Source organism: Marinobacter sp. S0848L (assembly GCF_023016065.1).
Taxonomy (GTDB): domain Bacteria; phylum Pseudomonadota; class Gammaproteobacteria; order Pseudomonadales; family Oleiphilaceae; genus Marinobacter.
The window spans coordinates 210,083-226,225 of sequence record NZ_JALKAQ010000002.1 but is presented as its reverse complement, the minus strand read 5'-3'; the positions used below and the strand labels follow the sequence as shown (position 1 = coordinate 226,225).

The following is a 16,143-nucleotide window of genomic DNA, read 5'->3' as shown; positions in this document are numbered from 1 at the left end:
TTTAAAACGAAGAGTTAGCGCCTATCGGCCAGGCCAACCAAGTTACTGAAACGGCTTTTCTGAACCGAACTGACAGGAATACTTTCAACCTCACTGGCATCCAGCAGGTCCAACAGAACCAAACGATGAAATACGACAACCGCACCCGCAAAGAGATACCAATAGTACTGGGAAAGCCCCCAATAGTTTAAGCTGTATACCGCATACATCCAGAACAAGGCGATCAAAGCTTTGTTCAAACTGACATAGAAGGACCCAGGACTTTTAGAGAGCCGAGAGATTCGCTTTTGAATTTCGAAAAGCCCCTGGTAGACCTTTAAAAGGAAGCGCAGAAAAATCAGGGTTCCAATGATGCCAAGCTCAATCAGCAATTCCGCATACAGATTGTGAGAAGCCTGACGACTGCCCAGTATGTGCGTTTTAGCCTCTGGCGTCGTGCCAAGGCCGTGGCCAACAATCGGCCGTTCAAAGCCCAGAGCGAATTCTCGCATCATTCCCTGAATGCGGCCGTCAGCGGTCGCCGCATTGGACGTCTCAGACTGGCCAACCAACGACAGATAACGGTCTTTCTGCTCATCACTCATCACTTGCCACCCTGCAAAGCCGATCAACACAGCTACGACAATCAAACTGAACTTTCGGCTCGACTCCTTGAACACAAAAAAAGCGACCACGAACAATGCCAACAGGGCCCCTCGCGACTGCGTTAGAATAAGAGCATACAGTAAAGGTGGCATCAAAAGCAGATAAAGAAGCTTCGCCTTAAACCCTGATGACCAAAGCAGATAATGAAGAAAAGGTACGGCCGTTACGATCACAAAGCCTAACTCATTGGGGTTAATAACATCCGAAGGCGCACCAGCCAGCCGCTGTGAAAACTCCCCATGCCCAAGATGCGTTCTGCTGCCCCAATATCCCTCCGTCACGTGCAAAAACAAGGGTTCGAGAACTCGTAAAACCTGGCACGCGATAAACACGGTCAAGAAAATCTTCAGTCGTCGATTCGAGTCCACCAAAAGCACGGTAAAAAAGAAAAACACAATCGCTTTAACAAAATCTCCCAAGTTATTCTTCACAACGCTACCCGGCCATTCAACCAAAGGCAGAGATACCACCAGATAGCCAACCAATACCAAAAGAGACGCCACAATCGGGTCTCGGGCCCATCCTCGAAACTTGTCCCGCTGTAAGAAAAGACTCGCAGAGATCAGCACTACTAAGAGTAAGGTCGGCCTGATTAACCCATAACCAGGAATCCTGGCCGAGAGGTGAAGAAAAAAATCTACTAGAAAATAGATAAACAACCAAAATGTAAATGCGCTGGCCGACGCTCTTTCATCAGCCCCTACACTAGTCATATCGGGTCTCTAAATGGTGCCCTCTGAACTTCATCCCAAGTAATTCAATACCCGAAACCGCTTTGAGAAACTGAAACTGGTCTGAAGAGCTCGCATGTCTGCGCATGGCGTAGCGTTGGCGATGCTCCCCATCGTCGGCAAAAGCCACGACAGCACACGAAAATCCTGCATCCTTTACAAACTGAACCTGCCCTCCAACGAAATCATCGGGCGTTCCGTTTGGGTAACAAAACGAACGGGTAACGTTACCAAGCATTTTCTCCAGCATTCTCCCACAACCCAGAATCTCGTTTCTGGCCTGATCGCTGCTCACTCTGGCGAGCGATGGGTGGGTAACAGTGTGCCCTCCGACCTCCAGCCCCTCAGCCTGCATCTCTTTCAGCTGGTCCCACGTAACGGGCCTGAACGCCTCAGGGGGGCACTTCGGCAATTCAACCTTCCAGGTGCGAGCCATACTCGCCAGACACTCGAGCTTTTCTGCGTCATCAGCCATTAAGAGGGTTTGATTGACCCTCCAAAATTCGCTCTCAAAATCGTCTGTACTCAACGGTGTTTGAATGTGGAACAGGCCGAGATCAAACGTTGCTTGTGATTGTGGGGCATTCATCAATAAATATCGCAATTGATCTGGCCACAACCATAGATCGCCACTCACGAACCCTGTGGTTACATAGAATGTGGCCGGCACACCATATTTCTTCAGGATCGGCCAGGCAATTGAATAGAAATCCTGGTAACCGTCATCTACAGTAATCGCAACACTGTTCCTGGGGAGTTCATGGCTGCCATAGAGTGACGACGCAATTTGGGAAACCGTTACTGGATTAAGATGCCGCGCTATATACCTTACCTGCCACTCAAATTCCTCCGCGCTGACATAGCCATTCTTGGGTAGCCGGGAAAAGCGATGATACATAAGAATACGCGGGCGACGAGCAGTAATAGCTCGAGACAGGGCATAGCCCCCCGCCTCACCAACGATCTTTACCCACCTCGAGATATTCATCGAACCCCCAATTCCGACCGGCTATAATCTGAACCCGACAACAACCGATCGTACAAACCACAGTGAGCCTCAATCATTGTGTGCAATGCATGCCGGTGTCCCGCACGTTTGTAGCCAGCTTCACCCATGGAGGCCACTGCTCGTGACTCACCATTCAGAACAGTAGCCAACTGCTCAGCCATTTGATCAACATCACCCATCGGAAACAGGAATCCCGTAACACCATGCTCTACGGCTTCACTATTTCCTCCAACGTCAGATGCCACAACCGGAAGCCTGGCTTGCATATACTCAACAATGGCATTCGAATAACCTTCTGACTCCGAGCACAGTAAACCAACATCCATGACTCGCAGAATATTTTTTACATCCGAACGTGCCCCCAAAAAATGGACCTGTCCGGCAATACCTGCTGCTTCGGCGAGCATACGGTAGGGCTTCTGATCACCCGCTCCTATCAATACCAAATGAGTATCGGGGAGCGTTTGGTTAAGTCGGGCTAAAGCACTAATAGCATCACCAATTCGCTTTATGTCACGCAAATTTGCAACCAGCACCACAAACCGTCCACTTTTCGGCAAGCCCAGAGTCTCGACATATCGCTGTCGTTCTTCGCCGGTCAAAGGGTGCAACTCCTCGTCATCTTCAGGGTATCCATTGTAAATCACTGAAACATCCGCATCTGAAAACCCTTCTTTCTGGACAGTGATTCGTTTTACCGCTTCGCTGTTTGCAACAACGCCCCTCACAAAACCAGCCGTTCGCCGGAGCACCCAAAGGTATTTACGGGTATACCAATACCCCATGTCTCTTCGGGAAATAAGCGTAGGAATTCCCACAAGGCCAAATACAGGAGGACAAAGAACGGATGAATCGTTGAAAAATACATGGCACAGAGCCGTGCCAGCCCGTTTTTGTCGGCGAGCAAATTCAAACAATGCCAGCCATGTTTTCATGTTGAAAAGCTTCGAGGAGCCCAATACGTGCACCTTACATGGGATATTGCCTTCATAGACATAGTCTGATGAACGAAGAACCAACAACTCCGGGACAAATCGATCAGCAGGAAGGTTTGAGATGAGTTGAAGCAACTGGCCTTCTGTTCCTGCATAGGGGCTGGAGAAATGATCGATCACAAACAGAACACGAACCGGACTTCCCATTTCCATAAGACGACTTCCCAATGATTCAGCTTGGCTTTTCAACACCCAGAATAACGTTTACAGCGCGCACCGGATCACCGAATCCAGCCAGTAGAATATGGATAGCAGAGCGCCCAACATTCCCCTTCTTCCAATAGACCTGACCCATTCTAAAGTGAAGCAAAGCACGACGTTTGCGGAGGGTCGAGCGCTTATATGGATACCGAGCAGCAGCGCGATTGAGTATTTCAAACCCTGCCCGCCATCGTCTTTCCAGGCCGTGACTGCTAATAGCGTCATCGTGCTTTCGGTAATAAAAAGCCGTTTCCTTCACATAGGCAAACGGTGCGGCTTCCGCCAATCGAATGACCATGTCATGGTCCTGACTCGCCCTGAACTCCTCTTCAAAAAAACCCACGCAATCAAAGACAGTTTTCCGGACCATCGCGCCACCCGGCAACGCCATATAGCAGTCGAGGAGCAACCGATTTGGATCACCTGGCTCAACATGGTTGTCGGGAGGAATTGGAAACAGTTCTTTCCCCCCTTCATCAATCGCCATAGCTTGTCCATACACCATCCCGATTCCAGGATTCTGTTCCAGAAACTCCACCTGCTTCTGAAGCTTGTGCTGGTGTAATCGGTCATCGCTATCCAGTATTACAATGTAGTCACCGGTCGCCGCCTTCAGGCCAAGATTCAACGAAGCAGACTGACCACGATTCTGCCGGTTTTTATGGGTCAGCAACCGGAGCCTACCAGTATCCTCGTATTCCTGAAGAATGCTGTAAGTGTCATCAGTCGAGCCATCATCAATGACAATATACTCGATATTGTCGTATGTCTGATTAAGGACGGATTCCACAGCCTCACTTATAAAGGCAGCCCGATTGTACGCTGGCGTGAGAACAGAAACTAAAGGTTTCATTTCTTCACCTACTTGAGCCTGTAGAGCTTAAACTGTGTGAACCGATAATCAGATTGCAAAGCGGTTTCCAGTACCGGTTCGAGATCAGACTCCGACACCTTCAAGCCACCGATGTCAACCACTAAATTGTCTCTGTAGGGCTTATTAACCAACACATAATCAGCATCAATATCGCCCAGGTATCCTGCGAGTTCCCCATTCACTAAGCGGTTAGCGTACTCGTAAGAATTGACCAAGCCGTCCCCATTCACCAAATGCGCATCCAGAAAAAATCCCGTCCAGCCGGAACCATCCACCTGAAAGACAACATCTGACTCATCAAGGATAGCATTCGCCTGTTTCACAAACGCCAGCGAGTTAATGCGCGCAGGTATGTGCGTCAATTGATAGCCAAGCCCAAAACCCATGCCTAGTATCAGCGCCGCAACCAACGCCCCAGGTCGGAAAATCCGGAACCACCACCCGCTGACAGGCCAGAGGTTCACCACCAAATAAAAGGCGGACAGATAGACCGGTAAGAAGTACCAGTGCCGCTGGTGATTGAAAATTAAGTGCGCGGCATAGAACCCTGCCACGGAAATGACAATGGCAACGGCAAGCCAATGCCTGCGAATGACTGCTAAACCAAAAGCCAGCACCAGCAACCCAAATGCCAGTAGATTGCGCAGTGTATAGTCCGCCCCTCGGTGCAACAGATTACTGATCAATCGCGAGCCCTCCATATCGGCAGCCTTGAGGGTCGAGGACACCGAAAACATATGGCCGAAAGCCAGCTTCATCACAACCAGCTGAACCGCAAGACCAAACAGGAGTGCAATCCCACCGCCAAAACCAATCCGGCGATCAGTGATTAAAAGATAACAAATCGGCACGGCAAGCATAATTGTAGCGTCGATGCGCACCAAGGGTATCAGTGCGATCAATCCGTAGAACCAGAGCGGCACGCTCGCCCGATTCTGAATGCGATCTAAGAGAACTTGATAGGCCGGCAGAATCAGGAGGACCAACAGATTCACTTCCATCAACAGCGAACACATCAAAGACAAAACCCAAACTAAAATCCGGGCCTCAAGACTGTTAAAGAAAAGATTGGTATAGACAGAGATAACGAAGAACGAAAGCGAAAGATAGCCCCAGAGCAAAAACTCCGGCTGAGAACTAACTAACTGTAACACCCAGGACGTACCTGCCATAACGGCCATCCACAGAAGGTGATAACCAGAGGTTTCATGCAGGCCATCGAATGTGGAAACACCGAGCGCAGAAATGTTTCTGGCGATTTCTGCATAGAAGAAACCATCATCTTCAATAATCAAAGAAGGAAATGCAGAGGCATAGGGTAAAATAGCGACTGCTGCCAAAGCAGACAGCACAGCCAGTAAAAACGTACGGGCAACCACCCCAAGCTTGTCATCATTCATAATCACTATCCTTAGCCGCTGACTTTCAGTGCCCTACAAAAACGTTCCCGCTACCTCGACTACGAAAAACAGGCCACGAACGCTCCGACAGCGATACCAACCAGCACTCCCCCGGCAATTTCTAACGGAGTATGCCCCATACGCTCTCGATGAATATTACGCTCGGCCATTTGCTCGGTGAGCCGATTGATTGAGGCAGCTTGCTTCCCAACCTGCTGCCTAAGGCTTGAAGCATCAAGCATGACAATGAATGCTACCGTCAGTGCGACTCCAAAAGCGGGGTGATCTACGCCCTCTAAAAAAGCAATCAAAGCACACATACTGCTAACAATGGCGCTATGGTTACTTGGAAAACCACCGTAGCCAATCAATCCAAACGCTGGTTTTCCAGCCCGAATCGAATTAACCAGAAATTTAAGCCCTCCCGCCACTAACCAGGCGGTGAATGGCGTAATCGCATACGATAACGTCATACCAGAACAGCCTCGGGCCATAACGCCCATCCACAGGTAGCTACCCAAAGCACGACAGTGAGCAACAGCTGCCAGTCAGAAAAAAGCGCATCCGTTGGAGACTCTCCCCCGTCCATCGTTTCAACGACATACCAGTATCGAAAAAGACCAAATAGAACCAGCGGCACAGTTACAACCAATTCAGGGCGAGCAGACATAACAAACATACTGTAAAACACCAATGCGCCAGTCGCCGACATCTCAGCATAACGATCAACCAGCGCAACACTGTAACTTCCAAGAACCTTTCGGGCCTGGTCGCCACTCTGGCTGAGTTCCTGCCTACGCTTGACGGCCGCCAGATAAAGCGCAAGGCAAAGGGTAGTTACAAACATCCAACCAGATACAGGAACGGCCAGCGCCATTGCACCGGCATACACTCTCAACACAAACCCGATGGCGATGGTAAAAATATCAAGAACGGGCTGATGCTTGAGCACAAATGTGTAAGCAATATTCAGTACAAGATAGATGCCAATAACGGAAACGACTGAAGGGACAATAAACCAGCACGCAGCCAACACTGCATATAGCGCAATTAACAGCCCAAAGGCCATTCCAGGTTTTACCTGGCCGGCAGCGAGTGGGCGCTCGTGTCGCTTACGAGGATGACGACGATCGCCATCAATATCGCTGAGATCGTTAACAATGTACGTGGCTGAGGACCCAACACAGAATAGAGCAAAAGCCAAAAGCGCGCTGGATGCGGATGCCGGATCAAGAAATTCACCCGCAAAAACCAAAGGTGCCAGCACGAAACCGTTTTTCGCCCACTGTTTAGGCCGAACCAGCTTCACAAGCCCACGGACTTGCCGTAGTGGGGGCACCGCTAGTGTTGTATCATCCATAAAACATACCTTACTCACTTCCCTGCAGGCACGGTCGAAACATGAGAATCGCGCTAATCTATACAATTCTCGCCGTAATCGCCACCATCGCTAATATCGGGGCGCAGGACCTGGTTACGAGGTTTTATAAAGGCCCATTACCCGTAATTCTATCAGTGTTCGTAGGCACGGGCGCGGGTCTAGTTGTCAAATATCTACTCGACAAGCGTTACATTTTTGCGTTCCAGAGCAAAAGTTTGTCTCACGATAGCCAAGTTTTCTTTTTGTATTCGATTATGGGCATTGTAACAACCATAGTATTCTGGGGCTTTGAGTTCACTTTCCATCTGCTATTTGAAACAAAAGAAATGCGATATTTAGGGGGAATACTTGGCCTTGCCGTGGGATACCTGACGAAATATCATCTTGATAAGCGATACGTATTTCGCACGGAGGCGACGTGACGAAGATTGAATCCTGGGGCAGGCTTTCTACCCCCTCCCACACCTTGGTAACACTCAGCTCCGTCACGAACGCGCCAGATATTATAGCCAAGACCAGAGGACCGTCTCTCCCCTTTGGCAATGGTCGCAGCTATGGCGACTCATGCCTGAACCCCAGCGGGACTCTTTGGGAAACACGCACTCTGGACCGCCTTATTTCGTTCAGCTCCGAAACGGGGTTGTTAACGTGCGAGCCGGGCGTCCTCCTTGCAGACATACAACGCCTGCTCATTCCAAGAGGATGGACGCTTCCTGTAACCCCAGGGACACAACTCATAACTGTTGGTGGAGCCATCGCCAACGATGTCCACGGGAAAAATCATCACCGCCATGGATCTTTTTGTGATCACGTAACAGTACTTGAGCTCGCCAGGACAGACGGCAAGCGCCTCACTTGCAGCAAAGAACATAATACCGACTGGTTCACAGCCACTGCCGGGGGGCTTGGGCTTACCGGCGTAATCCTGTCGGCAACGATACAATTGAAAGCCACCTGCGGCCCTTGGCTAACTACTGAAAGTATCCCTTACCACAGCCTGGATGAGTTCTTTCTTTTGTCGGACGAGTCGGAATCTGAGTGGGAGCACACTGTCTCCTGGATTGACTGCACCAGCCAACGCGGAGTCCGAGGTATATTCATGCGAGGAAACCCTTCCCGGAGAAGGGATACTCCCGAAGAACGCCCTCAAAAGCTGTCGCTTCCTTTCATTCCGCCAATGTCATTGGTAAACCGGTTTTCACTGCCACTCTTTAATTCAATCTACTTCCGCCAACAATCAAAACGTGCTGGCATCCAGGTCCAACACTACGAACCTTTTTTCTACCCACTAGACGCTATTAAGCACTGGAACAGAGCGTACGGCCGTCGCGGATTTTATCAATATCAGTCTGTTGTTCCCAGAAAACACCGAGAAGATGCGACCGCCGAAATGCTTAATGAAATAAAGCGCTCCGGACAAGGTTCAATGCTTGCAGTACTTAAAACGTTCGGGGCGAGGCAACCCCCGGGGCTGATGAGCTTTCCGATGGAAGGCGTAACACTCGCTCTGGACTTCCCCAATAGGAATACCACTACGCTAAAGCTGTTTGAGCGGCTGGATGCCATCGTCCGGGAGGCCCACGGCAGGATCTACCCTGCAAAAGACGCACGCATGCCCAGGGAGCTGTTCGAACTCGGCTACCCTAACCTCCAGAAATTCCAGCGATTCAGGGACCCGGGCATCAGCTCCTCCCTATCTCGCCGACTAACAGGAAGTTGACCGACCCAATGAAACACATTGTTATTGTAGGTGCCACATCCGCCATGGCAGAGCACTGCGCTCGTATATGGGCTGAACGCGAAGATTGCCTGTTTTCTCTGATTGCACGAGATCAGCAAAGATGCGCCCGCATCCAAAAAGACCTTGAAACCAGAAACCCCAACACGCAGTGCAAGCTTTATCAAGTCAACTTTACAGACCCCGCCGCAATCTCCGAACTCATTACGCGGGTTTCAGAAATTCCCGTTGATATCGCGTTAATAGCACATGGAACTTTACCCGATCAGCAGGCGTGCGAAGAGGATCTTAGCCTGTGTGAACACACGCTGACGATCAATGGCACTTCACCGGTGATCTTCGCAGAGGCTTTCGCCAATCAAATGGCACCACTGGATTACGGCCATATCGCTTTGATTGGTTCGGTAGCAGGAGACAGGGGGCGAAAGTCCAATTATGTTTACGGCGCAGCAAAGGGACTCGTCACACGATACGCCCAGGGACTCCAGCACAGATTCGCGAAAACAGGCGTGCGGGTCACCCTAGTCAAGCCTGGACCAACCAAAACACCGATGACGCAGGCAATGACAAACGCTGACTCATTCGCCGACGTGCGCGACGTGGCCCAGCAGATACTCAAAGCCATAGACTCTCACAGGGCAACCGCTTATGTCCCCATGAAATGGGCGCTGATAATGATGATAATCAGGCATTTGCCAAGAATCGTTTTCAACCGAATGAATATCTGAACTTTGTTTACTCTAAAGATTGCTGCTCATTTTTCGCTCAACCCCTTTGTAAAATCCTGCAACCAAGCCATACTATTTGTAATAGCCGGTAATACTGCGACGTGGGTTGGTAATCCCCCCATTTTTAACGGGGTTCAAAAGTAGACCTCAGGCCAGCATACTAAAAAGCACACAATAAACCTTTTATAAATTGTACAGAAACCGCTAGGCTAGCACCCGTTTAATTAACATTTAAAATCAACAATTGTTTAGAGTGCTCATTGTAGCAACCTAAACAAAGCGCAATTTCAATCGGCATGAGCACAAGATCTCTAAAACAATAAATCTACTCAACCAGCAGTTCTACCGAGGCCGGAGCTGCCAGTTTACAGTCTATACAAAGGGGGATCCCGTTCTCATTTGGCCTACTATCGGCATCAAATATGTACATATACAGATCATCTGAAGTATTCAACCCTCCTCGCCTGAACTCAAACTGCAAAAAATCCTCCTTCCACACTAAGGGGAACTGGATCTCCAATTCTGCACCCGAATCCGAATACGTCTTGCTGTTACTAATCATTATACGCATTGGAGAGTTATCAAAATAGATCTCTCCAAAATATAGCGCAGCATCTATCATTTCTGTGCCACCAGCGGCATCTAACCCTAACTGCGAAATCGTAGGACTTCGATCTTTATACTTGGCCCCATCTGAAACAACTAGGTTATTTAAATATCTCCTTGATTCATTATCTATATCCAAGTAGACTTTAATATCAGTGCCCGACTGGTCAATGAAGGACTCAACTAACCTCCACTCAAGCTTTTCCGTAACATCGGGAACCCCATACCCCAAATCTTTTTGACCATCTTCAGTTTGGGGTACAGCTATAACATTTCCAAAATCATCTCTATAACCAACAATCAGACGATTGGTCGAAAACGTATTATATAGGCCTGGCTTTCCACCCGACCACATTCGGAAATATTTAGAACCTGTACTGAAAGCATAGTGTTTATCTGTATTTAGAGTCATATATGCTCCAGATTTGACTCCAAAAACAGACGCATTTTGAAGTTGCTCTCGCCCCCAGTTTTCGTCTGTCTCAAATGTCACATATTTGGTCACAGGGTCCAAATATATTATTCGCCCAAAAGTCTTGGAGCCATCGAACTTTGATTGCAATACTATCTTTTCGCCGGCCTCATAACGGGAAAATCCTGTTGAAAACACTCCGGAGAGGCTGGAAAACTCTGAACTTCGAAAATTATGCCAAGCCTCTACAGGTTTAACCCGAAATGAAAAATAAATGCGGTCTGAGTATGGAGGGTTATCACCACCAAAGACATAGGGGCTCCCAATAGTTCCCGAATTACCAACAAAATATGAATGATCCAAACCGGGATAACGAACAACGTCACTTATAGTGACCGACTGATCAATGCGCCCCCATACCTTAGTACCGTTTGACGCTAAAGGCTGACCAACCTTATAGTCAAGGCCTGATACCGACACACCCTTTTCCCTTACATCCGCCCCGAATACCCAAAGCAATGGGGGTGCATTTTGCTTCAAACCAAAACCCGACCCCTTCAAAGAAATCAAAAGCTTTGAGTCACCCTGACCAGAAAATTCTCTTTCAATCGAGAGCTCAGTAACGCTGACGTTACCCAATACTGAACTTGACGAAAACGCAAAAATAAAGAAAAGAACTCTTACCAAGGCTTGCTTAGCTATAATTCTCATGACCCGCCCTCCAACGAGAGGCATTCTCAGGATTGCTCGACTAATGCTCTAAAGAGCACTGTAACAGCGAATCTGATTACCTAGTTTTAAGTTTAGCAAATACAACGAATCTGGCAACCAAACACTGAGATACATTTGAGCTACCGAACCTATCAGGTTTCCGATTACAGCTCAGCTAACCTCTTCAATTCCCGACAAAAAAACGACCATTGCTCTATCCAACGTTCTCGTTCGATACCCGCTAGTTCACATATACTTTTTTGGTACCCCTGTAAATTCTCGCCCACATCCAAGATAGCGTTGGCGATTGCCTGTGCGGATGGCTCAGTGTGACATGCATAACCCTGATAGAACTCTCTCAGTGCGGTTGTTGAAGACGTTATTAAGGGTTTCTCTACTGCCAAGGCCTCGTAGCCACCGCAAACGACAACCCATTCCGAGGTCGTCAAAACCAAAACAACATCACAATTAAACATGTAAGCATCATATTCCTCATTTGAAACGTACCCGAGTAAATGAATATTTGGAGGCAAATCCTGACCTATGTCGCCAAGGCTAGCTTTATGGTAATTCCCAGTGATATGAATATGAAAATCAGACGATAGCAATCTAGCTGCCGATACCACTTCACGATAGGGTTCATCCGGTGCATAACTACAGACAAAAAGAATGTTAACACCTCTAGGCAAATCCAGTATTTTTTCAGGCTGTTTCATACACGGAATCTTGTCATGTAAAACTAAAGCTCTCCCACCTTTACGCTCAACCAAATCTTTCAGAAAATCATTTGTAACAATAGTCAGATCGGCAACTCTCAAGCTAAACTCGCTACACAAAATCACAAACCATATTGCAGGATTAAGCGTAAAACCTTTACCAATGCGAAAATTGGTATGCCTATCTACAATCAACGGAAAACGAAATATCAGCTTCATCAATGCAGCCAAAGCCGCAAGAATACGACTTGGGTTTTGGACGACAACCATCCCCTTTCTATAGCGATAAATAATCGATATGGTTTTAACTGCCTTAATCAGATGCCGAATTACAAATGTCTCCTTTGATCGAACATAGTGATAGTCAGCCGCTAATTGTTTGGCAAGCTCAATCGATCGTCGATGATCCTCCCATGTAATCCAGCAAATTTCTTTATCCACATCAAAAACCTTATTGAACATATTTCAAGTTTCTTTGATACTTATTAATAAATAGACTGTACTCTTCATAGGCCTGATAAACCTCTGGTTTCTTCAAAATTGGTCCAGTTGCTTGCTCAAGATCCACGTTGTCGTAACCAGAATTAATCTCAACAACGACCGGCCCACCGTCCGAAATCGCGATATCCATACCTAAAAGTGGGTAGAATTCAAATGAATTCTGAACCCTTCTAGCCAAACTGATTATGTCGTCCCAAAAAGGAATCTGATAACCACTAAATGTCACACCAGAAGTTGGATGAGCCTCAAAAACTCGACTCATACGATCTGTACCCGACCGCATGAGTCTACCCGTAAGGATGTCGACTCCAACACAGATCCCTCCCTGGCTGAGATTGTCTACCTTACTATGCCCCACACCAAACCTAGCATAGGTCCCAATGATAATAACGTCACCACTTCTCTTCCGAATGGTCACCACGCGAATTGTATTGGTTGAGTTCGAAATTCTATTCATACCCCAGTGCTGCTTAATGAATTCCTGAACAACCATTTCACCTTGTGATCTCAGGTTAATTATCGAAACCTCTTTTCCTTTACTTATCGCTTTTAAAACACCATCTTGAAACTCAGTACAGACAATCCCCCCGCCCCCTTTTCCGAACCGGGGTTTGAATATAAGTTGGGCGATACCATCCATGCTTAGTTGGCGCGCAATAACTTCGATACTCTCACCATCTGATGTAACCTTTAACACTTTTGGTGTTGGAATCTGTTTTGCGTTACACAGCAATTCAGACACCACTTTATCTTGGAAGAGGATTTCGTAAACTGCAGGCTGAACCTCTTTTCGAAGCTGCCTTCTTTGATAAGGGTCGTAATTAGATCCGTAGTAATACACCCATTCTGCCCTGCTCTTCTCCCAGAGACGGCAGGATGAATAATTATCTGGAAAGTATTTTAATCTAAAGAATACATATAAAAAATCAAAGAAAACCTGCCGCCTTTTCTTAGTACACTCATCCCAATTTACTTTTGAAAAACAGTAAGGAAGAGCTAAAAATCGAAGAACGCGCCTGAAGTAAGGGACAACCCGTCCCGCAATCAGGGACGCCTCTATTTTGAATCTTTCGGATAGTGCCTCAAGATTGATATTCATAGCGTTGCCGCATCTCTCGTCGGATGCTGAAGCATCTGGATAAAATATGATTTCTCGATCTTCTGATTAGATTTTTCAGCAAAGTGTGGATAGATAACTATATTATTTCCCGTCCGAGCCCGAATTTCACTCTCTATGTATTGCTGTAAATCTATAGTTCCAGCAGAGGGCCGGGCACTTACATATAGATCAACAGCACCATACTCTGATTGCACAAACTTAAAACTAAAAATTTCTCGTCGTGAATGTTGATAAGCATTGATAGCGTAGGCCAAATCCACAGAATGGAACCGTATATCTGGATTCAAATAGACAAAACGGTGTATGGACCGCCCCTCAAGAACAGAGATGTAGTCAGGCCCTCCTAGCATAGCGCATTCGGAATTACCAATTTCGCCAGAATCTCCGATATCGTAATTGACCAAATTACTTGAGTTTCGGGCTATATCTGTAACGAGAAGCTGTCCATTTTTGGCTCGCACCAGAATCCAAGGGCTCACAAAATGCCGATGCCCCTTCCTGCACTCGAAAGCTAGAATATCGAATTCAGTAGCTCCATACTCTTCCGCAACTGGGGCGCTGAATATTCGCGCCAAATAATCTTTCTGTGCCGGTGTAATCGTTTCTGCAGTACAGATCACTAATTCAGGTGGCGTAAATTCTATCTTGTGTTTTTCAACCAAGGCCGCAGCTTCTAATAACAGTGATCCGTACCCATAAAGATAGTCGGGTTTCCAGCTCAATACTTTTGAAATTGACGCAACCGCACTCTCACCCACTGGAAAGCAAACCTTTCGGTTAAGAGCAAAATTTTTCAGTCTATTTTTTATCCCCTCTTCGGCCCTGCCCCAAAATCGCGCTTCTCTCTCTCCCAAGCGAATACCATAATGCCTAAAGCAGTAATCCCTTACTCCCAACATGCGCGACAATTCATCTCGAGATAACGGAACCTTTGTCGGCTCACCAGTGGTTCCGGAAGTCTTTCTCTCGAAACTACCGCGATTAGAGAACTTCGTATTGATTTCCCGGTACCTACTCTTGGTTAATATGGGAGATCCATAGATTTCGTCTAAAGACAACACCGGAATGCTATCTGAGTTGAGGAGGCTTTGAGTCCTCAATAGATTCTCTAATGTTAACTTCCTCTCTTCTTTGCTTGAATTCCAAAAATTCTCCGTATATCTGTACCATTTAGCAACCCTGAGCCCCGCAATAACAAAAAACATACGTGTCAGATAGTAACGAAACGTTCGAATCACACGGCAACTCCCATCGCCGCGATATAAACTTCCCTGTAGCGTTCTTCCATCGCCTCCACAGAGTAGTATCTAACGACTTTACTAATAGACCATTTCGCCTTAACCTCTCTTTGACTATCATTCAAAGAACTAACAATATGCTTTCCTAAATCTTCTGAATTACAGTCTTTAGCTAGTAGATAACCACCTTCACCCTCGCCAACGACAGCTGGCATTTCTCCTACGGGGGAAACTAATACTGTAATTCCAACAGCCATTGCTTCCAAAAGAGTAATAGGCAAGCCTTCTGTATGAGATGGCATTACAAGAAGGTCTGATCTTCGTTGAAGGCCAGGCACGTTGCTACAGTATCCAGGCATTAAGGCTTTATCGCTCAGCCCAAGTTCAGTGATTCTTGCATCGAGACGATCCCTCTCCTTTCCCTCACCAACTATAATTAGCCCGGGATTATGATATTTTTGACAAAGAATCTGAAACGACTCGACCAAACGGTCAAAGCCCTTTTCCTGTGACAGGCGCCCAACGCCCAAGACCACCGGAGAGTGATTAGCCAAAAAATCCTCAATCGGCAAATCAATAGGATGATCTGCCTGCGCTTGGATTCCTTTAATATCTAGGCCATTTGGAATAACCCTTACCTTTTCCCCCCTCAATAACACTGAGGGAAGCTCTCTCTTCATCGCATCTCCCACAAGAACCACACCTTGTAACAATGCGAGTGCAACCCGATCAAGAAGCTCGTAAAACCATATTTTTGAAAATCTTCTGGCGTGTACATAACCGTGTAACGTTGCCACCATCGGCATTCGCCTACACGCTTTTGGATAGCATCCTACCAAAATATTGAACTTGAAGCCGTGTGAATGGAGAATGTCAAAGTTATTGTTAAGAGCCCACTTAACGATTCTATACCCCTCCCTGATGTTGAACCCCGGTTTCATTCGCCATGGTTTAATTGGCAACCCAAGGCGTCGGGCTTCTAATTCAAGCGGTTTCTCGTCGTTAGCAGGCTCCCCGGCGCTAAGTATGACAGGCTCCAAACCTTGATTAAGTTGAGCTTTAGCTAAGGCGAGTAGCATTTTTTCTGCCCCGTATAGCCCGCCGCTATCGATGAGGTGTAGCACACGAATACTCAAC

Annotated in this window: 15 protein-coding genes; 3 read left to right on the top strand and 12 right to left on the bottom strand. The window is 47.3% G+C overall.

Features of this window, described 5'->3' with window-relative positions:
• Positions 1-14 precede the first annotated feature (14 nt).
• From MWU64_RS04195 to MWU64_RS04165, 7 genes are read right to left on the bottom strand one after another with little or no spacing between them, the layout of a single operon-like run.
• Positions 15-1,358 (bottom strand): O-antigen ligase family protein, encoded by a 1,344-nt coding sequence (locus tag MWU64_RS04195; protein ID WP_247061464.1) that lies wholly within the window; start codon positions 1,356-1,358, stop codon positions 15-17.
• Positions 1,351-2,364, bottom strand: coding sequence for a polysaccharide deacetylase family protein (locus tag MWU64_RS04190; RefSeq protein ID WP_247061445.1), 1,014 nt, complete (start codon positions 2,362-2,364; stop codon positions 1,351-1,353). Before MWU64_RS04190 ends, MWU64_RS04195 begins: the two co-directional genes overlap by 8 nt.
• Entirely contained in the window at positions 2,361-3,533 is a 1,173-nt protein-coding gene (locus tag MWU64_RS04185) for a glycosyltransferase (RefSeq protein WP_247061429.1), read from the bottom strand. Before MWU64_RS04185 ends, MWU64_RS04190 begins: the two co-directional genes overlap by 4 nt.
• A 19-nt stretch (positions 3,534-3,552) precedes the next feature.
• Positions 3,553-4,434 (bottom strand): glycosyltransferase, encoded by an 882-nt coding sequence (locus MWU64_RS04180; RefSeq protein WP_247061427.1) that lies wholly within the window; start codon positions 4,432-4,434, stop codon positions 3,553-3,555.
• Between the two features lie 8 nt (positions 4,435-4,442).
• Positions 4,443-5,855 (bottom strand): hypothetical protein, encoded by a 1,413-nt coding sequence (locus tag MWU64_RS04175; RefSeq protein WP_247061425.1) that lies wholly within the window; start codon positions 5,853-5,855, stop codon positions 4,443-4,445.
• Positions 5,856-5,914: 59 nt separating this feature from the next.
• Positions 5,915-6,328 (bottom strand): divergent PAP2 family protein, encoded by a 414-nt coding sequence (locus MWU64_RS04170; protein ID WP_222180133.1) that lies wholly within the window; start codon positions 6,326-6,328, stop codon positions 5,915-5,917.
• Positions 6,325-7,215, bottom strand: coding sequence for a decaprenyl-phosphate phosphoribosyltransferase (locus tag MWU64_RS04165; RefSeq protein ID WP_247061410.1), 891 nt, complete (start codon positions 7,213-7,215; stop codon positions 6,325-6,327). Before MWU64_RS04165 ends, MWU64_RS04170 begins: the two co-directional genes overlap by 4 nt.
• Before the next feature lie 41 nt (positions 7,216-7,256).
• On the opposite strand from MWU64_RS04165, the gene MWU64_RS04160 reads away from it, so the two are divergent.
• The 3 genes from MWU64_RS04160 to MWU64_RS04150 are packed head-to-tail and all read left to right on the top strand — an operon-like array spanning position 7,257 to position 9,702.
• Positions 7,257-7,658, top strand: a complete 402-nt coding sequence (locus tag MWU64_RS04160; RefSeq protein WP_247061408.1) for a GtrA family protein — start codon at positions 7,257-7,259, stop codon at positions 7,656-7,658.
• A complete protein-coding gene (locus MWU64_RS04155; RefSeq protein ID WP_247061406.1) occupies positions 7,655-8,956 on the top strand; it encodes an FAD-binding oxidoreductase in 1,302 nt (433 codons plus the stop codon). The genes MWU64_RS04160 and MWU64_RS04155 overlap by 4 nt, the downstream gene beginning before the upstream one ends.
• A gap of 8 nt (positions 8,957-8,964) precedes the next feature.
• Positions 8,965-9,702 carry an SDR family NAD(P)-dependent oxidoreductase gene (locus MWU64_RS04150; protein WP_247061404.1) on the top strand — a complete coding sequence of 246 codons (738 nt, stop codon included), beginning with the start codon at positions 8,965-8,967 and terminating at the stop codon, positions 9,700-9,702.
• Between the two features lie 325 nt (positions 9,703-10,027).
• Here the strand turns inward: MWU64_RS04150 and MWU64_RS04145 are convergent, their stop codons facing one another.
• The 5 genes from MWU64_RS04145 to MWU64_RS04125 form a co-directional block, all read right to left on the bottom strand.
• Entirely contained in the window at positions 10,028-11,431 is a 1,404-nt protein-coding gene (locus MWU64_RS04145) for a hypothetical protein (protein WP_247061394.1), read from the bottom strand.
• A 164-nt stretch (positions 11,432-11,595) separates the two neighbouring features.
• Complete coding sequence (locus MWU64_RS04140) at positions 11,596-12,609, bottom strand: glycosyltransferase (protein WP_247061392.1); 1,014 nt, start codon at positions 12,607-12,609, stop codon at positions 11,596-11,598.
• Positions 12,599-13,747 (bottom strand): sugar-transfer associated ATP-grasp domain-containing protein, encoded by a 1,149-nt coding sequence (locus MWU64_RS04135; protein ID WP_247061383.1) that lies wholly within the window; start codon positions 13,745-13,747, stop codon positions 12,599-12,601. The genes MWU64_RS04140 and MWU64_RS04135 overlap by 11 nt, the downstream gene beginning before the upstream one ends.
• A complete protein-coding gene (locus MWU64_RS04130) occupies positions 13,744-15,006 on the bottom strand; it encodes a CoF synthetase (RefSeq protein ID WP_247061381.1) in 1,263 nt (420 codons plus the stop codon). The genes MWU64_RS04135 and MWU64_RS04130 overlap by 4 nt, the downstream gene beginning before the upstream one ends.
• Positions 15,003-16,142 carry a glycosyltransferase gene (locus tag MWU64_RS04125; RefSeq protein WP_247061379.1) on the bottom strand — a complete coding sequence of 380 codons (1,140 nt, stop codon included), beginning with the start codon at positions 16,140-16,142 and terminating at the stop codon, positions 15,003-15,005. Before MWU64_RS04125 ends, MWU64_RS04130 begins: the two co-directional genes overlap by 4 nt.
• Position 16,143 lies beyond the last annotated feature (1 nt).